The sequence below is a fragment of the Candidatus Nanosalina sp. VS9-1 genome (assembly GCF_047555085.1).
In the GTDB taxonomy this organism is placed as follows: domain Archaea; phylum Nanohalarchaeota; class Nanosalinia; order Nanosalinales; family Nanosalinaceae; genus Nanosalina.
The window spans coordinates 890,544-910,291 of record NZ_CP180230.1 but is presented as its reverse complement, the minus strand read 5'-3'; the positions used below and the strand labels follow the sequence as shown (position 1 = coordinate 910,291).

Sequence of the window (19,748 nt, the reverse complement as noted above, 5' to 3'; positions counted from 1 at the left end):
AAACTGTTATCACCAACGTATATAAAAATGGCTAAAAATCAGGCCTGAAAACCGGTATAAACACCTACCAACACCCAGAAACCGTAAAATAAAAATTCCTGTAAAGGCCTATTCAACAGAAAAGTAGAGAAAAAATTCTGTCGAGAGGCCTGAAATTTTTTCAGCCCTTGATCTCTACTTCCTCGAAGCCGGTGTTTTCCAGTATCTCGGTTCTGATCTCCTCTTTGACGTTTTCCGGCAGCTCGTGGTCATGATCCTCGATGTCGTGATCGATGATTACTTTGTCGCCGTCGAACTCGATTTCTCCGTGTCCAAGCCTGTAGTCGAAAATTTTCCGGGCCTTTTCCTCGTCGTCCTCAACTTTCTCAAGGACTTCCACATCGTACTCCAGATCTTTTCCAGAGAGAGGATGATTGAAATCTACTTTTACACGTCCGCTGCTTCTGGAAAGAATTCTTCCCTGCCTGTTACCTATCATTATACGGTCTCCAGGCCTTGCATTGACGTCCTGTTTCTTGAACTCTTTCTCGGGATATGTCTCGATGTTGTCGCTGCTTCTCTTCCCGTAGGCCTTATCTGAAGGGATCTCCAGTTCCTTTTCATCGCCTACCTCCATGTCTTCAAGAGCTTCTTCAAGGCCTTCGATAACATAGCCTTCCCCGATAAGAACCGGTACCGGTCCGAACTCCATGTTTTCGTTGTAGAGGCCTTCCTCTTTCGCTCTTTCCTCGTTTGAAAGGTCAAAGATTTCTCCATCTTGGTAGCCGACGTAGTCAATAAGAACTAGATCTCCTTTTTCCATCGTTTTCACACGGTAAACATACACGCGTTTAACATTTAAGAGTGCTTTACCACGTGGAAACCATGAGCTGGATGAACAGCCTTCCGAATAAACTACAGGAATCACTTGAAAAAATACTGGAAAAAACTAACAGGAACGAAGAGGCCTACATGGAGGCAGAAAACGCATCCGTCGGCCAGCTATGGGTGGCGATCGCACACCTCAACTCCAAGGTAGACAATCTGGAGAAACTTGCACACGCACAGAGAAAAGCACTCAACAACATCGAGGAAGACGTCAACGTCAACAAACATCTGGACGAAGACCTGGAAGAAAGCCTCAGAAGATACTAGAAAAACCTTTTCTCGAGGCCTGGAAAACTCTAAAGTACAGGCCTCTCCAAAATACTTTCTATGCCGAAACTTTCCTGGAACGGAGACGACTTCCAGAATCCACAGGATTCCAGCGGTACTGCTACAGAGAAAATTTCCGGTGGAGGCCTAGAACAGGGATACAGGCACGGATCATTGACTCAAGGCCTCGTAGCTTACTATCCTATGGACTCCGGCTCAGGCACTACAGCAGTCGATAAGGCCCTGGGAAATGATGGAACGGTTAATGGCGCATCATGGAGTTCCAGTTCGAAAATCGGAAGTTCATGTCTCAGTTTTGATGGAACAGATGATGTGGTACGGTGTTTTTCTACAGGATTTTCTGATGTTTCAGAGCTGACGGTTGCGCTATGGGTGAATATCGCGAGCAACTCTGGTGATTACAGAGCTCTGTGTTCTGCGACTGAAGATCCGTATAATGACTATGAGACAGGTTTTACGCTGGATCAGGGTTCAAATTCAACTTCTGATTTCAGTTATCTGAACTTTGAGTTTGCAGGTGATGGCAGCGGTGCTGTAAATCTGAAATCAAGTACTCATAGTTTCGGCCAGTGGGTTCACGTTACGATACAACTCTCTTCTTCACAGGCGGTTCTATTCATCAATGGGACAAGAGAAGGATCAAGAAGTAACGACGGTACGCCGTTGAAATTAAACGATATAAGGATAGGAGCAAGAGCTTACGACAATAACAATCCTGCTACGAACAACATAGAAAGAGGTTATCTGGACGGCAGACTGGACGACGTCAGGATATATGACAGATCTCTTTCAGCTCCCGAGATCAAGGCCCTGTACCAGCTCAGAAGGCCTTCGAAAGTCTCTTCTGGAGATACATTGAACTGAAGGAAAGAGAAGTAAAAAAGGAGATTTCCCAGAATTTTCTCCGGATTTTTTACTCCAGTATGATTGCTGGCTTTCCTGGCTCTGCTCTTGAGGCCTTTTCGTCTTCAGAGTCTTCTTCTGTGACTATATCTACCCAGGAATCGAACTCTTTCTCCAGGAATTTCTCGTTTTCCTCAAGGATCTCGAGTTCGTCGTCTTCGCTGAATACGTTCTCAGGAAGATCTCCCGGCGAGTTCAGGTAGTTCTTCAGATAACTTTCTATAGTCTCTGGCTCTGAACCTGTTGACTCGATCAGCTGCTGCATGGCCTCTCCGAATTCAGGCCTGTCATCTACAGTTTTATTCAGCTCTCTGAAAAGTTCTCTCTTCTCTTCGCCTGCGACTATGATCTTTATCTCTTCATAGTCGCCTACGATATCCGCTACTTCCCGGATATCACTCATCGTTTCCTGTACAAGATCTTCAGAGGCCTCTACTTCTTCATCGATAAGTTCTTCGTCGGCTTCCGGCCATTCAGCCTTTGAGACGAATCCTTCGCCGCCTATCTCGTTCCACAGTTCCTCACAGATGTGTGGCGTGAAAGGCGACATGAGCCTGATCTGTTTCTCCACGAGCTCGTTGACTACTTCTCTGTTCAAAGTGTCTGAACGTGTTCTGTATCTGTTGATCAGAGAGTTCATCTCGAAGAAAGCGTTCAGGCCTGCTTTACGTGTCTGGAATTCTTCTAGGCCTTCTGTTGCTTCCCGTACGATTTTCTGAAGTCGGGAAAGTGCGTATCTGTCGAGCCTGTTCATCTCTCTTTCTTCGCCGGTGTTGTAAAGTTCAAGGCTTCGATTGTAGAAGTTTCTGACTTTGTTGAAGTATTCTTCAACGTCGTCTTCGTTCCAGTCGAAGTCCTGCCATGGCTCACGTGAAGCAAAGATGAAGAATCTTGTTGTATCGGCTCCGTACTCGTTTATAGCGTTGTCTGGAAGTTTTACGTGGCCTTTGCTGCTTGACATCTTCTTACCTTCCAGTGTCCCGAGTCCCCACGTTGCTATTCCCTGAGGCCAGTCATCCTGCTCGAATAAAGCTGTATGATGGTACATCATGAACGTCAGGTGATTCTGGATCAGTGGATAGGCTGAAGTCCTCCAGTCAAGAGGGTACCAGTAATCGAAGCTTTCACGTGCTTTTTCAACTATCTCGAGATCGATTCCTGTTTTTTCTGCTACTTCCGAGGCCTCTCCTTTCTCGTTGAACACGTAGTCGAAGAACTCTGGATCAAGTTTCTCTGATTCGACGTCTCTGATGATGTTTCTGATCGTGTAGAAGGCCATGTAGATGGTGGAGTCCGAGAGTGGCTCGACTACGAATTCGTCGTCGAACGGCAGCTTTGTTCCAAGCCCGAAGTTTCTGATCGCAGGCCATGACTCAAGCCAGTCAACGGTGTGCTCGTAGTCCTCCCGTTTCTCATCGGGAATGATGTCGATATTGTTCATCAGCTTCTGGACTTTGTCCTTCCATCCCGGATCGCCGTACTCCAGGAACCATGACTCCTGCATCGCCACGATAACTTTGCCACCGCAGCGACAGACAACTTCCTCTGAGAAATCGTACATGGAGTCGAAGAATCCATCATCCTCGAAATCCTTGATAAGTACATCTTTCACAGAGTTCACGTTCTCTGATGCATAATCGCCGCATGAACCGTTCAACTTCCCGTTGTGGAACTCCTTCTCGTAAACCTCTTCAGTCGCCTTCTCCAAGGCCTCTTCATCGCCTTGGGACTCTACATCGTAATTATTACAGGCCTCTTCAGCAGGCATCCCTGTATAGTACTCTGTATTGATTATCTGTTTCGGCTCGATACTCCTGACCTCGTTAGGAGAAATCCCGTACTCCTTCAGCAAGGCCTCTGACTCTTTCAAGTCCTGAAGGGAGATCCAGTCGTAAGGAGCGTGTGCAGGAACAGACATGACGAGGCCTGATCCTGAATCAGTTTCCACGAAATCAGCCGGAAGCATGATGACTTCATCATCTGTTACAGGATTTCTGAAGTATTCGCCGACTATATCTTCGCCTGGGACGTCTCCGGTGATCTTAACTTCTCTGTCCTGGTGTTCAAGTTTTTCAGAGGCCTCTTCGCTGACGATCCAGTTTTCTCCATCGACTTCCACAAGTTTGTACGTTGATGAAGGATCGGCGAGTGTATGTGTTACTCCGAAGACTGTTTCAGGCCTCAAAGTCGCCATTGGCAGGATTACTTCTTTTCCGTCGTATTCTCCGGTGAACTTGACAAGTGTGTACTCCTGTTTTTCCGCGTCCTCTCCTTCAAGCAGGTCGTGGGTGGTTACAGGGTTCTCATCGTTCAGGCAGTACTTTGTAGGATGCATTCCTTTCTTGACAAGATCTTTTTCTCTCAAGCGTTTGTACTGCCATTCGATAAATCTGTTGTAGTGATCATCGTTAGTAGTGAATTCGCGTCTCCAGTCGACAGAGAATCCTAGATTCTTCATGTTCGGCTTGTAACTGTTTTCGATAAAGTAGTTCGCATAATCCATCGGCTCCTCCATGGCCTCAAGCTCTTCCTCAGGAACATTGTACACATTCGTTAAGGTATTCCACTGATCTTCTTCTCCGTCCTTCAGACGGTTCAAGGCTCCAATGATAGGGGTTCCTGTAACATGCCAGGCCATAGGGAAAAGTACGTTGTATCCCTGCATACGCTTGAAACGTGCGAAGACATCCGGCAGTGTATACGTTCCGACGTGTCCGATATGCATCCCGCCGCTCGGATACGGATAAGCCACGGTGATGAAGAACTTGTCATCATTGTTTGGATCGGACTCGAAAACTCTTTCCTCTTGCCATTTTTCCTGCCATTTATCCTCTATAACATTCAATTTGGAGGCGAAATCCTCAGTCATACACACGAATAAGGAGCCAATTTATATCAAATTAAGTTAACTCGGAAAAAGAACAGAAATTTCTACAACAGGTTTCCTCCACGTTAGTCAGATTTAATATCGAGCAAATCACATACCAGTTATGCGCAACATTTTTGTCCTGTTAGCTGCTGTGATTGCCATTTCTTCCACAGGCCTCTCCATGGATTTTCAGGCCTCGGACAGGACGCAGTGGGAAAAAGGAGAGTTCAACGGCACTTTCTACAACAGTTCTGAAGGCCTGACTATGGGATATCACAATTCTACTTCGGATGGTTTAGATACTCTTTGGAGGTTCGAGGAGAATGTCTCCGGCAACGGCGGAGAGTTTACAGGTTATTCGCAGAACGGTTACGGTGCTGTGGCATACAATGGTGTCAACACGACTGCGCCCGGAGTACTCTCATCATCTGCAGTAAATCTTGATGGATCGGATGATTATCTTGCTCTCAGGAAAAAATATACTTCAAGCGGTGAAATAGATCAGATCACGGTATGCAGCTGGGTTAAATCAACAGATGCTGAAACAGGATACGGAAACTTCATCGCATCATTCGATAGAAGCGAGTACTGGCGTTTCTCCTTCGATGATGATTCCTCTTCCGGCAGCCACATAGCATGGGATACAACAGATTCATCAGGAAACACTCACGACCTGGCTACTTCAAAGAGCTACGCGGATGGAAAATGGCATTACGCCTGCGGATGGTATGACTCAGATGCAGCCACCAGCAAGAAAATTTTCGTTGACGGCATCCAGGTAGCATCCGCCAGCGCCCATGGAGGGAACTCTCTGGGTACAGGAGCAACACGTTACGGATTCATAGGAACAGGATCAGAGGCCTCATCCTTCAACGGCGATCAGGGAGGATCATCTGTAGATACAAGATTCAACGGAACTATAGATGAATTCAGGATCCATCAGCGCGCTCTTTCAGATCAGGAGATAAACAGTTCATACTTTAACGGCCTTGAAGGCTTTTTCAACTCGAGTTATTCTCGAAGATACTCTGAAAACACTCTTCTGAACTCCGACAGCGACTGGAGGAAAGGAGAGTTCAACAGCACTGAATCTCTGGATTCAAATCTAGGCCTCCAGAAATTAAGCGATGTTAAAATAGGTAGTTTGACTGCTGCAAGCGGAGACTGGATGGAGATAAATTACTCGAACTTTGAATCTCCTGTTGTAGTAGCTACAGTAGAGAATACAGGAAACGGGAACGGCCTTATCTCAGAGGTGCGCAATGTAGGCCAGAGTTCAGCTTCTATACGTGTCTGTGACTCTGATGGAAGAGGAAGCTGTCAGGCCTCTTCTGGGCATATAATACATTACATTGCGGTAGACGCATCCTCGGTTAACTCTGTTGACGGCATCGAGGCTGGAACATTCGATATCAGTGGAGAGTTCACCAGCACTGCAAACACTGTAAACTATCAGGAATCTTTCAGCAGCGCTCCTGTACCTTTCACAACTGTCCAGACGGTTCAGGGAACGCCAGGAGTCGAGGCCCGTATCTCAAGTCATGGATCAGGAAGTTTCACCGGAGGAATCTGCCAGCAGGATTCTCAGGATGCCTGTAACGGAGGACACACGACTGAGACAGTAGGATGGATAGCAATAGAGCCAGGAAACAGTCCTATACCGAACAGCGAGCTGGGAACTACAGGAACAGTAGTTTCTGACAGTAACTGGAACACACAGTCATACTCATCTCTAGAAAATCCTGTAGGCCTTGTTTCAGGCCTTTCCGAGAACGGAGGACAGGAACTTCAGATAGATGAGGTCAGAAATATTCAGAGCACCAGTATGGATGTAAGATACTGTGAGATAGAATCCGGAAACAGCTGTGATACGCATACCGAAGAGAATCTGGGATGGATGGCTGTAGAGCCTGGAGAATACTCTTTAAGCTCGACTCTGGGATACAATACATCAGGATCGTACAGCTCAAAAATTTATGATGCGGGCAGACAGGTCTACCTGAAGAAAGCGTTCCTGGACTATCAGAGGCCTCAGGGAACAGATTTCAATATAAACTATGGTGTGAACTCTTCCGGGCAATGGGTGTACTCTGATCAGTTCCCGGAGAACAATCTGTCGAGATATTTCCGGTTCAACGTATCTTTTCTGGGAGATGGAGATAACACCAGCAGGATTAATTCTCTTGATATTGTGTACTCCGACAGCCAGGATAAAGCAAAATGGCGATCGCTTACAACTGATGCAAAAATAAGGGACAATACCAGTCTCAATGCCACTGTAAAGGCCTTGAATTATTCTGGAGAAGTGCTGGGGACTGATAAAGTTCTCTTAATTGAGGGCGAACAGAGTTACTCTGTAGATCTTCCGGAGTCTGAGGATGTAACGGTGGAGTTCCATGGAGGGACATCGAATATATCACGTTCCTGGGCCTTGAACAGCTTCACTCTGTCTACTGATCCTGACAGTATATGTGATCATGTTACAGAGACTGAATGCGTCCTGAACAGTACCAGAGAGTTTACAGCTTCAGAGTACCAGATCTCTAGATTGTTCATCTCCAGGCCTCAAGCCGATCTTGAATCCCTGAACGGCAAACTGTTTTTCAACGTAAGCCAGAATGCCGAGATCTCGGGATCATGGACAGGCAGCTTCAGAATAAAAAGTGACTCGCTCAGAATTAAGGCAGGAGCCAGATTCAGGCCTGTAAACGGAGTTATAGAGATAGGTCGATAGAGGAAAAACAGTGTTCATTTCTCAGAGTGACTGGGCTTGACAAGGATTCACCTAGTAATTTAAATGATCGGAGACTATCTAATTGTATGACTCGGTTAATCTGTGTTAGCAGTGGAAAGGGAGGTGTCGGGAAGACTACAGTCACGGCAAATCTAGGTGCTGCACTGACAAATTTCGGCGCCGACACGATTGTACTTGATGCAAATCTTACTAATCCGAACCTGGGATTCCACATCGGCATCCCGCTGTACCCAACCACTCTACACGACGTCCTGAAAGGAGACGCCCATATCACAGAAGCAATGTATATCCATGATTCCGGGCTTAGAGTCGTACCTGCAGGCCTCTCAGTAGAGGATCTGCGTGACACGACTCCTGACAATCTTTCAGATGTTCTTCTTGATGCCGTCGGCGAACCGGACTTTGTACTAGTCGATTCAGCGGCAGGCCTTGGCCAGGAATCGGTATCCGCTATAGAGGCCTCTGATGAAGTTCTTGTAGTCACTAATCCGAATCTTCCTGCAGTAACTGATGCATTGAAGACTGTCGATATCGCAGAGGAGACAGGAACAAAAGTTACAGGTGTAGTATTGAACAAGATCAAGGATCACGATGCCGAGCTCTCAAAAGAAGAAGTTGAATCCATGATCGGCTACGAAGTCATGATGGAGATCCCTGAGCATCAGAAAGTGGAAGAAGCTCTTGCAAAGAAGAAGCCTGTTGTACATCACGCACCGGATCACCATGTCTCTGAAAGATTCAACGTGATTGCTTCAGACGTAGCAGGGATAGAATACGAGCCACAGATCGGTGGAAAAGGCATTATCTCCCGCCTACTGGATAAGTTCACCTAAATATTCCATTTTACTTCCTTTGAACTTTGAAGCATATCCTGAATAGTCAGGTTTTTAATGCGGCGAAACTAAAACTACTCTGTATGACCAGGGTAATCTCTGTAGTCTCCGGAAAAGGAGGAGTAGGAAAGACGACCATGACCTCCAATCTCGGAGTTGCACTTTCAAAGCAGGGCGAAGACGTTGTAATAATTGACGGAAACTTCTCCGGAGCAAATATCGCACAGCACTTCGGAATGGGATTCCAGGACGTCTCCCTGAACGACGTGATGGAAGGCGACGCATACATCACACAGGCCCTGGCAAAACACCCTGAAGGAGTCTCAATTCTACCGGCATCCATACTTGAATTCGACGCCGACTCGGAGAATCTGAAACACGCACTGATCGATTTCCTCGGCGACAAAGACTACGTATTCATCGACGCAGCCGCAGGAGTAGGAGAGGAAGTAGAGGCAGCAGTAGAGGCCTCTGACGAAGTACTTCTCGTCTCGAAGCCAGAGCTTCCGGCACTGACGAACGCTCTTGGAGCGAAGAAGCTGGCGGAAGAGATGGAAAGAGATATTCTGGGCCTCGTACTGAACGAGGTACGCGGAGAGAAATCGGAAGTTAAACAGGAAGACATCGAGGAACTTGTACAGGAAAAGATAATTGGAGAGGTACCGGATCACAAACATGTAAGAGAAGCTATTGCACTCCGGAAGCCTGTAGTTGCACACAAGCCTAAATCAAAAGTTTCACATGCAATCCATGATGTGGCTCACCGTGTGAAAGGAGAAGAACCTCCGCAGAGAGGCCTCTCGACGAAGATCCGTTACAAGATTGAGGATCTCAGCCTGTAAAAAAAGTTTTTTCTGTATTAATCTCTGTTTCAGGACGTTTAGAGGCCTTTATGCGGTAAGGCTTAAATTCTAGTTTTCCGAAGGTTTTCCTATGACTGACTTGAAGCCGTACGAACAGTACCTGTGGAGTCCGAAACGTGAAGAGTACGAGGCGAACGAGGTGCCGGATGATATCGACTGTATCTTCTGTGCACAGGCCTCTGACGATGAAAGAGTTTCCAAGCTGGCGATATTTGAAGACGATTTCCTTATGGTGGAGCTGAATATCTTCCCGTACAACACCGGCCACATCATGGTCGTGCCGAAGCGTCACGTCAACTCGATGACGGATCTCGAGGATGAGGAGAGAAATCGTCTGTTCGCAATGGTGCAGAAAGTTGAAGAGCTTCAGAGGGAAGTAGTCGAGCCCGCTGGAATCGATGTTGGCATGAATATAGGGAAAGCAGCAGGAGAATCTATTCCGCATCTACATGTACAGCTAGTACCGATCTACGAGAAAGATAGAGGCTTCATGGAGACTTCACTTGATACAAAAGTCATGAAGAAATCCCTGCCAGATATGCAGGAAGAGTACAAAGAAAAATCAGAGATACTTGAAGACTACTGGAGATAAAAAATGAGTTCATTCTTCCACACATACGATCTGAGAGGAACTTTTCCTGACGAAATCGGAGAAAAAGAAGCGGAAAAAGTAGGCAAGGCCTTCGGAACATTCACCGATGCAGAAAAAGTTTTGATCGGGAGAGACGGCAGAGAACACGGGGAAAAAATCTTGGAGGCCTTTACAGAAGGCCTTACTTCTACAGGAACTGATGCTCTAGTTGCAGGTGTTGTCCCTACGCCTGTAGTAAAGTACGGACAGTACAAGAATAATTTAGAGGCCTCTGTAATCGTAACGGCCTCACATAATCCGCCGGAGTACACAGGCTTCAAGTTCTGCAAGGAAAATGCTCTGTCTATGTCCCGTGAAGGAGGAATGGCTGAGATCCAGGAGATATACGAGAATGAGGATTTCGAGCAGGGAGAGGCCTCTGTCAACGAGTTAGATGTGCTTGAGGATTACATCAAGGAGCTTGTAGAAATTTTTGGATCTCTGGATCTTGATGTAGCTGTCAACTGTGGAAACGGAGTTACAGGGGTCCTTGCCGAGGATCTGTTTGAATCCCTGGCATCGGATGTAACTCTGATTAACGAGGATGTTGATGGTTCCTTCCCGAATCATCTGCCGGATCCCACGAATGAAGAGGCCCGGAAAGCGCTGGAGGAAGAGATGAGTGATGAGGATATGGGCATAATATTCGATGGAGATGGCGATAGAGCCGGATTCGTGATGCCTGGATATGGTCATATCTCCGAGGATGAAGTTCTAGCTCTTTTCTCGGAAGAGGCCTTAGAGATTGAGAAAGGAAAAGTGGTATACGATCTGAGGGCCTCCAAGCTTGTATCCGAAATGATTACTAAGAGAGGAGGAGAGCCTGTAGAGTCGCGTGTAGGCCATACGTTTATATCAGAGGCTATCCACAGTGATTCCAGTGTTGTCTTCGCTGGCGAGCTTTCAGGACATTTCTACTTCCCGGCATGGGATTTCCCGTGGGATGACGGCCTTTTTGCCGCAGCTCTGATGATGAAGATGCTTAACGAAGATAAACTGGAGGAAAGACTCTCAAGCTACACAGACTATCCTGTATCCCCGGAGTTAAGGATCGACTGTCCTGAAGACGCAAAAGAAAAAGTAATCCAGAAGATCGGAGAGGCCTACTCTGATCGTGAGATCTCCCGAAAAGACGGCGTGAAGATCCACTTCGAAAAAGGATGGGCTCTTGTAAGGCCTTCAAGCACCGAGCCAAAGATGAGCGTCAGATGTGAGGCCGATACAGAAGAAGACCTCGATCAAATCCTCCAGAGAATCGAGTCAGATGTCAGAAAATTTATACAGGAGACCTCAGCGTAGCTCTGCAGTGAAAGCCGCTGAGGAAATTACATCTCCCATCCCTACAACTCTTTCAGGATCCTCATGAATCAGTGTAGGGATTGAAACTACGTTGAATCCATCAATTTCTGCTATACCTTCTTCCACAAAGTTATCAAGGCCTAGATGATGCTGGAAATCTTCCAGATCATCCAGAATATGAACGTGCTTGTTTTCAAGACTGTAATTATTCATGTCGATGCTGTCCGGTATCTCTCCTATATCTGACATCTTGAGAGCACAGTTCTCTGCGTAAAGCATTGATTCACGGATTTTCTCAGGCCTCGTACCGTAGTCTTCTCCAGTGACGGCGACATGATATCTGTAGGTGTGTATATGAATCCTTTCGAGGCTGTAATCTTCTATGAGGCTTTTAGATAGCTGGAAGGCCTCTCCAAGACTTAGTTTTTCTTCAAAGCTGTGTCCAAGGCTGCTTGAAAGTTCCAGAGCCTCTGATTCATCGAGGCCTATACTGTCGAACTCAGGCACCAGATCCGCCAGGATTTTTTCGGATTTGGAGGCCTCCATGTCGACGTATTCGAGGTGTTTTGGGCTCTTGATCTGGCTTATCTGTACTTCTGCCTTGTCTATCTTTGACTCGAAGTTTCCGTCTGCGTCGTGGAATCCTGATAGAACGACTGCATCAAGTTCATCGTCAAGCTTGTCCAGTTTTTCCTCTACTCCTTTTCTGAAGTAAGGTCCGAATCCCTGAAGTCTGTCCGAGACAATAAGTCTTCCGGTGTGTTCGTTATCGTACTCTACAATCATGTTTTCTTTGACTCTATCAGTGTTTACAGCATCTTTCACACGTTTCAGCTTCAGGCCTCCATCAGCTACAGGGTATACGACTTCAGAGTCAATAAGGTCTGCCAGCTCCTGTGACAGGAAAGGAGTGTAGAAGACAACGTAGTTGCCTGTCTTGCTGAGAAAATCTGATATTATGCCTCCCTGGCCTCCGAGACGCTTCTCCGCTTCAGGGAACTCCCGGGCCAGGTGCTTTCCGTGCACCTCCATGTTCTCATTGTTCTCTATACAGTACTTCAGCACTGAGTTGAGCTCCTCTGGATTTTTCACAGGATCGATCTTCCTGGATTCAACAGATTCAAGATCGATATCGAGATCATCAAATCTGTAGATGTAATCAAGATTTGCGTTAAAACCTGTCAAGACATTTGCTTCAGATCTTTCGGATTCAACCGATTCCAGGTAACGTCGCCGCCAGATATCTTTCAAAGGCCTTCACACATTTTTTCCAGAGTCTCCGCTGGATTATCTGATTTTACGATGCCGGATGCCACCAGTACTCCCGAACATCCAAGCTCTATGCTTTTACTTACATCTTCCGCGCTTTTTATTCCTGCCCCTGTCAAAGTCTCAACTCCATCCGCAGTACTCTCAACAGCTTCTCTGATCATTTCAGGCTCCGCCTGGGAGACAGCAGTATCGCCGCCGATAAGCTCCGGAGGCTCAAAAGCGATGAAATCGGGCCTGAAAGAACTGTACTCCTCAACTTCTTCAACAGTCTGAGCACAGACAACAGTCTCTAATCCAAGCTCCTCACATCGTGAAACAGCATCCTCTATACTCTCACTATCCATACGTCTCTCAGAGTGATTGATCAAGCTGCCTGAAGCTCCAGTGGCCTCTACCGCCTCTGCAACACTGTGGCCGGTATGGCTTCCGGGCTTCAGAGGGCCAACATGCTGGCTGTAGATTTTGATTCCGTTACCCGCAGTTCTGAACGTATCAAAGGAAGAGGGAGCAACTATGACCTCTCCATCTATTTCTTTGTATACTTCACTGAAGCTTTTTACCAGTTCTTCGCTTCTATCTCCCAGTGCATTTCTGTAGGCCTTGAAATTGACTATTATCCTGTTATTCATTTTTCACCACAATATCTAGCTCTGTTTCATCGAGGATTTCAGCATCTCCGTCTTCAAATCTTATATCGACTTCTTCGTCCTTTATACGTTTATTTCTTCGTGTACAGGAAATATTTTCCGGCGGCTGAATCTCCACACGGTTTTTCCGTACCTTTATGCCCAGCAGATAGGTGTCTATAACGTGTACTATCAGTCCTGCGCTCCAGGCCTGTTCGCTGCACCCGAGGATTTTCCCGTTCTCGGCATCAACATTTTCGGGGAATGCTCCTGGCTGATCAGTGTCCAGGAACTGCAGAAACTTCTCGATAAAGTTGACTCCCTGCCTTTCCCTCCCGTAGCGTATGTTTGCAGCAGCCGCCCAGCAAGTCGTCAATCCCCAGACACTGCCTGTATGATAGCCGGAGGCCTCGTATCCTGGATCTGTGCATGAGCGCGTTCTTGCCCCGTAACGTGAGGCAAACTCGCCGTTGATCGTTTCAAGATATTTCTGGGCCTTTCCCTCATCTATATGGCCGTACATCAGCGCTAACGCAGGATTTATGCTCAGTGTGTCTTCTCCGTTGATGCTATCTTTCATGTACTCCTCTTCGGTAAAATTTTCCAGGCCTTCAAATAATTTTTCTCTCCTGTCATCGTTTAGAGCATCAAGAGCTTCTATCCACAGGCTCTGCACATCTACAGCATTTTTTCGCCTTATAGTATCCATCCAGGTTCCACAGGCCTCATTATGGACGATTCCATCGTTCTCTATCTTCAGGTCTTCCGCTGCTTCCGCCACAGCCTCATCTATCACATCGTTCGTACGATGATGTCTTTCAAGCTTGTCAGCAGCCATTATGAAAAGCGGCTCAGTATCATACTGCTTCGGCTCAACACGATCCTCTCCATCAATCACAATCTTGTCAGGAAGGCCTCTGTCAGCAAAGTTAGTCAGTATGTCCTCCGCCAGCTCAAAGTATCCTGCATCTATCAGTCCGAGTACTGACCAGAAGCTATCCCGCGCCCAGAAAGACTGGAACCAGGGATGGCCGGCGATTATCCCTGTGCCGTCCCTGTCGTAGCAAAGATTCCTCAGGCTATCAAGAGCAGAACTGAAACCGTGCCCAAGCTTTTCATGCTCCAGTTCCTGATTCTGACTATCTATGCGTCCGAAAACTCCGTCAGGAGTCGACACTTCGATAGAGATACTGTTCCGATCCTCGAGCTCGGAGCGGAAAGAAATTTCACCGGGAATAAAGCATTTCTGCCTCTCACCGGGGAAATGCTCTTTCTCATAGGAGTCGCCATTCACATTAAACTCTTCGCTGCTTGAAATCATCAGTTTCTTACTTTTTCTCTCCACAGAAAGCCTGTTAGGTCCTTTCTCCATTGTATAGTCTGTATTATCTGTATCTGTGTCTTTATGCCTGATATCGACACCTAGCTCCAGGCCTGTATGTACTGCCTTCTTTTTGTCCATCTTGTTCTCGTACTGGAGTTCTATATCTATCCCGGGAGTTGTTGGAGAGGCCTCTACAGTTTCTTTAACTTTTATGCTGTCTGTCTCGTGGTGGAAAACCATTTTTTCTCCGTAGTCAACTGCTTCTACAGTTTCGGGGCCTAGCCATTCTCCGTTTATTTTTACTGCGTAGTAGTCGAGGAACTTGTACGGTGGTATCCACAGCCCGTCCCATTTCGTCTTGAATCCTGTGTCAAGATGGCGGTTGAAGAAGCAGTGGAGATTAGATATAATCCCTTTTTTATCGTCTAAATCCTGGTTTAAATGGTATCTCATAACTCCTGAATTCTCTTTCTAACGGTATAAAACCTTGCTGTTAACCCGCAGGTGGCAACTAGGCCTGTATGGAAGTTTTAATACATGTCAGAACAATTAACTTGTATTATGTCAAGGCCTGAAAATCTGATCGAAATCTCCTATGAAGTTGCGAACAAGGTCGGAGGCATCCACCAGGTTCTGGCATCGAAATCCAGCAAGATGAAAGACTTCTACGGCGACAACTACTTCACTATAGGCCCTTACAAAGAGGAAGCCGCCAGAGATGAGTTCGCACCAAGAGAAGAGCATCCGTATCAGGAGCTTTTCCAGCAACTCGAGGAAAAACACGGGATAAAATGCTATTATGGAGTATGGAAGGTACCAGGATCACCTAAAACAGTGCTTGTAGATCCTTCAGGCCTCGAAAAATCTACAGATGATATAAAGAACGAACTTTGGAAAAAATACGGTGTTGACTCTCTCAATGCTCCGGAAGATTTCGATGAACCTGTCAAATGGAGTTATGCCGTTGGAAAACTTGTAAAAGGCCTGGAAGAGGAGCTTGAAGGCGAGACTGTAGTACATCTTCATGAATGGCTTTCTGGAGCTGCACTTACAGGATTTGAAAGTCCTTCTGTTTTCACAACGCATGCAACTGTACTTGGAAGAGCACTTTCGAACTCTGACTTTGATCTAGGTGGAGCAATCAAAAAAGGAGAGATAGAAGATAAACTGGCGGAAGAATACGGTGTTAAACCGAAGCACCAGATGGAAAAAGCTGCTGCTCATGAAGCAAACGTTTTCACAACTGTCAGCAAGACCACAGGGAGAGAGGCAGAGGCAGTGCTGGATAAGAGGCCTGAAGTGATACTTTCAAACGGTTTCAACGTTGAGGAGTACCCGAGTCTTGAAGAACTGTCCTATAATCATACCAGGAAAAAATCCAAGATGACTGACTTTCTTCAGGCCTATTTTGAGCCGTATTACGACGTCGATCTTGAGGATGATCCGCGTATAATGTTTGTGTCGGGGCGTTACGAGTTCCATAACAAGGGCCTGGATATGCTTGTCGACGCTCTGGCTGAAGTTAATGAGAGGCCTGGAGATGATTTCTTCGTCTTTTTCTTCGTTCCTTCGGATGTTAAAGGTGCGAAGATGAGTGTTCTTGAAAATATGTCTCTGTTCGACGAGCTTGAGGAGTACATCGATTCCGTTATTCCCGAGATAAGGAGTCGTCTGCTGAAGTCAATAACTTCTGGAGAGAGGCCTGAGGATATTTCAGAGGTTGTAGATGATGGAAAGGCAGATTCTCTGTCTAACAGCTTCCACTCGAGATCAGGCGAGAATCCTCCTCTATGTGCGTTTGATCTGAACTACTCGGATGACAAGATAATCTCAAGGCTTCGTGAGAGAGGCCTGAACAACTCAGAGAATGATCGTGTCAAAGTGATATTCTATCCCACGTATCTTTCCGTTGGAGACAAGCTTCTGTCCATGGACTACAATGATGCGATAGTTGCCTCTTCAGCAGGAATTTTCCCGAGCTACTACGAGCCATGGGGATACACGCCTGTAGAAACTGCTGCTAATGGAGCGCTCTCGGTAACAACAGATATGGCAGGATTCGGAAAGTTTTTACAGGATAAGACTGATGAGGAGGAGCGCAAAGGCATCAAAATACTTGAAAGAGAGGACAAAAGCTATGAAGAGGCCTCAAATCAACTTGCTGATATAATTTCAGATATAACAGAGTATTCGAAGACGGAGATAACGGAAAGGAAGCATAACGCCAGAAAACTGGCGCAACTGACTTCATGGAACAAACTTGGTGAAAACTACAGAGAGGCCCACGATCAGGCGGTGAACATGAAATGACATTTGAAATAGAGATAGAGGGGCTGGACGAATCAGATCAGGAAATAGATCAAAAACTACCGGATTTTACAGGTATCGAGCCTGATATAGACAGGATAAATCAGATAGCAGAGGAATATGACTACGAAAATATCGTTGTTATAGGAAACGGTGGCTCAGTAACAAGCTTCAGAGCTTTACTGTACACCTTCATGCCTGAAGTCGATAAAAATGTTAGAATAGTTACGACAATGGAGCCAGACTTCCTTCACAGGATATCTGGAGAATACAGAAAAGAAGATACGCTTGTAGTTCCGATAAGTAAATCAGGATCGACAGTAGGAGTTATAGAGACACTCTTCTACTTCATGAACAAAGATTACGATGTTTTACCTGTTACCTCCGACAATGATGGCGCTCTGCGTAACATAGTTGAAAGAGAAGGCCTTGACTACATCGAGCACCGTGAAGTAGGCGGAAGATTTTCCGGAATGACGGAGACAGCTCTTCTTCCAGCTGCTTTGATAGGCCTCGATGTAGAGGAGATCAGAAAAGGCGCAGAGCTGATGTATCAAAATCTTGAAGAGCAGGATAATTCAGCTTACAAACTGGCATCCGCTCTGAAAAGCTCTCAAGAAGCAGGATATACTGAGATACTTAACGCAATTTACTCTACAAGGCTTTTCGGATTCAAGCCATTATTTGTCCAGCTTATGCATGAGACAGCGTGCAAAAGAGGCGAAGGGATGACTGTGCTCGGTGATCTGGGGCCTGAATATCAGCATCATACTAATCAGAGGCTTTTCGGAGGAGAGAACGATATGGTGCCTTTCTTTATCCGGTCTGAAGCCAACGAGGCCCGTAAAATAACAGTGCCTGATGAAATACAGGATATAGACTTGAGAGGCCGTGACTTGGGAGAACTGAATGGGATAGATCTATCAGAATCACTGAAATCCGAGTACCGTGGCGTAAAAGAGGCCCTGGAGGAAGAGGATATGCCTCATGTAACTTTGACTTTAACTGATCTTTCTTATCAGGCGGCGGGAGAGATGGTCGCTTTTATGCAGATACTGGCAGTTTATTTCGCCCGTTTCCAGGGGGTTGATCCGTTCACGCAGCCTGACGTCGAGAAAAGCAAGAGAAAAGGATTCGAGGCCAGATTCTGATGGATCATGTGCTCCTGCTCTCGAAGCAGATAAAGGATGATGAGCCTGTTTCAGAGTATGTTAAGTCTCTGGCTTCTTATCTGAATAATGAAGGTCTCCAGGTATCGATAGTTTCTTTTGACGACGGCTCTTATTACTCACTTGATTCTGATATAGAGGTTTACAGGTTCCCTTTACACTTCGACGGCTCAAACATCTTCAACTGGTCGATGATGATGAATAACGAGATCAAAGGCCAGGTGATGGAGAATATCGATACAGCATCCATCGACGTGATCCATGCTCATGACTGGACTACTGTGCCGGCTGCGATATCTCTTTCAAAAGTTCTGGAGAGGCCTATGATGCTTACTTTTCATTCAACGGAACAGCAGAGAGGATTTGGCACTGAGCACTCTGAAATGATCTCTGAACTGGAGTGGCAGGGGGCCTATGAGTCGGTTAAAGTGTTCGCAAATAATGAGGATACAAAGAATTCTCTGCTGTTTGATCTGGATGTTTCAGAAGATAAAATAGAGTTTGTGAGTCCTTTAACAGAGGCCTGGCAGTCGAGAATTTTAAAAGCGTACAGAGAACACGTTAAATTAAAGGAAGAGGTGTAAGATTTTTTTATGAGGCCTTTGTTCGTGACTTGGGAGTATCCTCCTTTCAAGGCTGGAGGGATCGCTGCACACTGCGAGGACTTGGCGACGACTCTGGCTTCTCAGGGACACAGGCCTGTCGTTTTGACGTACGGTGAAGAAGAGGAAGTTGAGTATCGTGACGGAGTGGAGATTCACAGGGTACCTGCTACGGATGCTGCCTCAAATACTCTTTCCTGGGCGATGCATCTTGGGCACCAGATGGAGAAGAAAGCAATAGAGCTCTCGAAGGAAAAAGACTTCGATCTCGTTCACGCCCATGACTGGATGGCGGTGCCGGGTGCTACAGGGATAAAGAAGACGCTTGACCTGCCTATGATATTCACGGTACATTCAACTCAGAAAGGACGTGATGGAATCAACTCGGACTACCAGAAAACAATCCATGATCTGGAATGGTACGGTACCTACGAGGCCTCACAGGTGATCACGGTAGGAAGAGAGTTCTCTGAAGAAGTAAAGCACAACTACGAAGTCCCTGAAGAAAAGGTGAATTACATACCGAACGGTGTAGATCTGGAAAAATTTGATGATCACTCCAGCTCTCTCAGAAGGGATAATTATGCGCTGGGACATGAAGAAATCGTACTTTTCGTCGGCCGCATGTACCCTCAGAAAGGCCCGGGACATCTTATCGAAGCGATGCCTCACATACTTGAACAGAGGCCTGAAGCAAAATTTGTAATGTGTGGCTCAGGGGCAACAGAACACTACAAAAACATAGCGAAGAGACAGGTAGGGGAGAAAGTACACTTTCCGGGATACGTACCCGACCAGGAACTTATCTCACTCATGAAGGAGGCCTCTATGACGGTAGCACCCAGCGTCTACGAGCCTTTCGGCATCGTCCCTCTCGAGGCAGCAGCATGCGAAACGCCTACAGTAGGAAGCTACACCGGAGGGATGAAAGACACGATAGTCCACGAGTATACAGGCCTCCACACGTATCCCGCTGATTCAAGTTCTATAGCTGATCAGGTGAACAGGGCGTTAAATGATCCAGGCTGGACAGACTGGCTTGGCGACAACGCCAGAGACAGAGTAGAAGACAACTTCCGCTGGGAACAGATAACAGCATGGACAACAGGAATATACAGCAAGGCCTTTGAAGACTAGAGG

General features: G+C 46.4%; 16 protein-coding genes. 11 read left to right on the top strand and 5 right to left on the bottom strand.

Annotated elements, in window-relative coordinates:
- Nucleotides 1–160 precede the first annotated feature (160 nt).
- Nucleotides 161–802: an FKBP-type peptidyl-prolyl cis-trans isomerase gene (locus tag ACK3SF_RS05225; protein ID WP_414838368.1), complete on the bottom strand. Its 642-nt coding sequence runs from the start codon at nucleotides 800–802 to the stop codon at nucleotides 161–163.
- Between the two features lie 62 nt (nucleotides 803–864).
- Between ACK3SF_RS05225 and ACK3SF_RS05220 the strand changes: the two genes are divergently transcribed.
- Both ACK3SF_RS05220 and ACK3SF_RS05215 read left to right on the top strand, forming a co-directional pair.
- Nucleotides 865–1,134 (top strand): hypothetical protein, encoded by a 270-nt coding sequence (locus ACK3SF_RS05220; RefSeq protein ID WP_414837642.1) that lies wholly within the window; start codon nucleotides 865–867, stop codon nucleotides 1,132–1,134.
- Nucleotides 1,135–1,194: 60 nt separating this feature from the next.
- On the top strand, nucleotides 1,195–2,019 hold the full coding sequence (locus ACK3SF_RS05215) for a LamG domain-containing protein (RefSeq protein WP_414837641.1): 825 nt from the start codon (nucleotides 1,195–1,197) through the stop codon (nucleotides 2,017–2,019).
- Nucleotides 2,020–2,068: 49 nt separating this feature from the next.
- On the opposite strand, the gene leuS is transcribed toward ACK3SF_RS05215, so the two are convergent.
- Nucleotides 2,069–4,927 carry a leucine--tRNA ligase gene (gene leuS / locus ACK3SF_RS05210; protein ID WP_414837640.1) on the bottom strand — a complete coding sequence of 953 codons (2,859 nt, stop codon included), beginning with the start codon at nucleotides 4,925–4,927 and terminating at the stop codon, nucleotides 2,069–2,071.
- Nucleotides 4,928–5,048: 121 nt separating this feature from the next.
- Between leuS and ACK3SF_RS05205 the strand changes: the two genes are divergently transcribed.
- The 5 genes from ACK3SF_RS05205 to ACK3SF_RS05185 all read left to right on the top strand — a co-directional run bounded on the left by ACK3SF_RS05205 (nucleotide 5,049) and on the right by ACK3SF_RS05185 (nucleotide 11,308).
- Complete coding sequence (locus ACK3SF_RS05205) at nucleotides 5,049–7,661, top strand: LamG domain-containing protein (RefSeq protein WP_414837639.1); 2,613 nt, start codon at nucleotides 5,049–5,051, stop codon at nucleotides 7,659–7,661.
- 86 nt (nucleotides 7,662–7,747) lie between these two features.
- Entirely contained in the window at nucleotides 7,748–8,515 is a 768-nt protein-coding gene (gene minD / locus ACK3SF_RS05200) for a cell division ATPase MinD (protein WP_414837638.1), read from the top strand.
- An 83-nt stretch (nucleotides 8,516–8,598) separates the two neighbouring features.
- Nucleotides 8,599–9,357, top strand: coding sequence for a cell division ATPase MinD (minD, locus tag ACK3SF_RS05195; RefSeq protein WP_414837637.1), 759 nt, complete (start codon nucleotides 8,599–8,601; stop codon nucleotides 9,355–9,357).
- Nucleotides 9,358–9,448: 91 nt separating this feature from the next.
- The gene (locus tag ACK3SF_RS05190) at nucleotides 9,449–9,970 is read left to right on the top strand and encodes an HIT family protein (RefSeq protein ID WP_414837636.1); all 522 of its coding nucleotides are present in this window, start codon (nucleotides 9,449–9,451) and stop codon (nucleotides 9,968–9,970) included.
- 3 nt (nucleotides 9,971–9,973) lie between these two features.
- Nucleotides 9,974–11,308, top strand: a complete 1,335-nt coding sequence (locus ACK3SF_RS05185) for a phosphomannomutase/phosphoglucomutase (protein WP_414837635.1) — start codon at nucleotides 9,974–9,976, stop codon at nucleotides 11,306–11,308.
- Here ACK3SF_RS05185 and ACK3SF_RS05180 read toward each other — a convergent pair.
- The 3 genes from ACK3SF_RS05180 to ACK3SF_RS05170 are packed head-to-tail and all read right to left on the bottom strand — an operon-like array spanning nucleotide 11,300 to nucleotide 14,983.
- Nucleotides 11,300–12,559: an ADP-dependent glucokinase/phosphofructokinase gene (locus ACK3SF_RS05180; RefSeq protein WP_414837634.1), complete on the bottom strand. Its 1,260-nt coding sequence runs from the start codon at nucleotides 12,557–12,559 to the stop codon at nucleotides 11,300–11,302. The two genes, ACK3SF_RS05185 and ACK3SF_RS05180, sit on opposite strands and share 9 nt — an antisense overlap.
- Nucleotides 12,556–13,209, bottom strand: a complete 654-nt coding sequence (gene tpiA, locus ACK3SF_RS05175; RefSeq protein ID WP_414837633.1) for a triose-phosphate isomerase — start codon at nucleotides 13,207–13,209, stop codon at nucleotides 12,556–12,558. Before tpiA ends, ACK3SF_RS05180 begins: the two co-directional genes overlap by 4 nt.
- Nucleotides 13,202–14,983: an amylo-alpha-1,6-glucosidase gene (locus ACK3SF_RS05170; RefSeq protein ID WP_414837632.1), complete on the bottom strand. Its 1,782-nt coding sequence runs from the start codon at nucleotides 14,981–14,983 to the stop codon at nucleotides 13,202–13,204. The genes tpiA and ACK3SF_RS05170 overlap by 8 nt, the downstream gene beginning before the upstream one ends.
- Nucleotides 14,984–15,067: 84 nt before the next feature.
- Between ACK3SF_RS05170 and ACK3SF_RS05165 the strand changes: the two genes are divergently transcribed.
- From ACK3SF_RS05165 to ACK3SF_RS05150, 4 genes are read left to right on the top strand one after another with little or no spacing between them, the layout of a single operon-like run.
- Nucleotides 15,068–16,840, top strand: a complete 1,773-nt coding sequence (locus tag ACK3SF_RS05165; protein ID WP_414837631.1) for a glycogen/starch synthase — start codon at nucleotides 15,068–15,070, stop codon at nucleotides 16,838–16,840.
- A complete protein-coding gene (locus ACK3SF_RS05160; RefSeq protein ID WP_414837630.1) occupies nucleotides 16,837–17,988 on the top strand; it encodes a hypothetical protein in 1,152 nt (383 codons plus the stop codon). The genes ACK3SF_RS05165 and ACK3SF_RS05160 overlap by 4 nt, the downstream gene beginning before the upstream one ends.
- Entirely contained in the window at nucleotides 17,988–18,590 is a 603-nt protein-coding gene (locus tag ACK3SF_RS05155; protein WP_414837629.1) for a glycosyltransferase family 4 protein, read from the top strand. Before ACK3SF_RS05160 ends, ACK3SF_RS05155 begins: the two co-directional genes overlap by 1 nt.
- Before the next feature lie 9 nt (nucleotides 18,591–18,599).
- On the top strand, nucleotides 18,600–19,745 hold the full coding sequence (locus ACK3SF_RS05150; RefSeq protein ID WP_414837628.1) for a glycosyltransferase family 4 protein: 1,146 nt from the start codon (nucleotides 18,600–18,602) through the stop codon (nucleotides 19,743–19,745).
- Nucleotides 19,746–19,748: the final 3 nt, after the last annotated feature.

Excerpts from the sequence above, each read along its gene's own strand:
- ACK3SF_RS05225 (WP_414838368.1), bottom strand. The coding sequence starts at position 802 with ATGGAAAAAGGAGATCTAGTTCTTATTGACTACGTCGGCTACCAAGAT.
- ACK3SF_RS05220 (WP_414837642.1), top strand. The coding sequence starts at position 865 with ATGAGCTGGATGAACAGCCTTCCGAATAAACTACAGGAATCACTTGAA.
- ACK3SF_RS05215 (WP_414837641.1), top strand. The coding sequence starts at position 1,195 with ATGCCGAAACTTTCCTGGAACGGAGACGACTTCCAGAATCCACAGGAT.
- leuS (WP_414837640.1), bottom strand. The coding sequence starts at position 4,927 with ATGACTGAGGATTTCGCCTCCAAATTGAATGTTATAGAGGATAAATGG.
- ACK3SF_RS05205 (WP_414837639.1), top strand. The coding sequence starts at position 5,049 with ATGCGCAACATTTTTGTCCTGTTAGCTGCTGTGATTGCCATTTCTTCC.
- minD (WP_414837638.1), top strand. The coding sequence starts at position 7,748 with ATGACTCGGTTAATCTGTGTTAGCAGTGGAAAGGGAGGTGTCGGGAAG.
- minD (WP_414837637.1), top strand. The coding sequence starts at position 8,599 with ATGACCAGGGTAATCTCTGTAGTCTCCGGAAAAGGAGGAGTAGGAAAG.
- ACK3SF_RS05190 (WP_414837636.1), top strand. The coding sequence starts at position 9,449 with ATGACTGACTTGAAGCCGTACGAACAGTACCTGTGGAGTCCGAAACGT.
- ACK3SF_RS05185 (WP_414837635.1), top strand. The coding sequence starts at position 9,974 with ATGAGTTCATTCTTCCACACATACGATCTGAGAGGAACTTTTCCTGAC.
- tpiA (WP_414837633.1), bottom strand. The coding sequence starts at position 13,209 with ATGAATAACAGGATAATAGTCAATTTCAAGGCCTACAGAAATGCACTG.
- ACK3SF_RS05170 (WP_414837632.1), bottom strand. The coding sequence starts at position 14,983 with ATGAGATACCATTTAAACCAGGATTTAGACGATAAAAAAGGGATTATA.
- ACK3SF_RS05165 (WP_414837631.1), top strand. The coding sequence starts at position 15,068 with ATGTCAGAACAATTAACTTGTATTATGTCAAGGCCTGAAAATCTGATC.
- ACK3SF_RS05160 (WP_414837630.1), top strand. The coding sequence starts at position 16,837 with ATGACATTTGAAATAGAGATAGAGGGGCTGGACGAATCAGATCAGGAA.
- ACK3SF_RS05155 (WP_414837629.1), top strand. The coding sequence starts at position 17,988 with ATGGATCATGTGCTCCTGCTCTCGAAGCAGATAAAGGATGATGAGCCT.
- ACK3SF_RS05150 (WP_414837628.1), top strand. The coding sequence starts at position 18,600 with ATGAGGCCTTTGTTCGTGACTTGGGAGTATCCTCCTTTCAAGGCTGGA.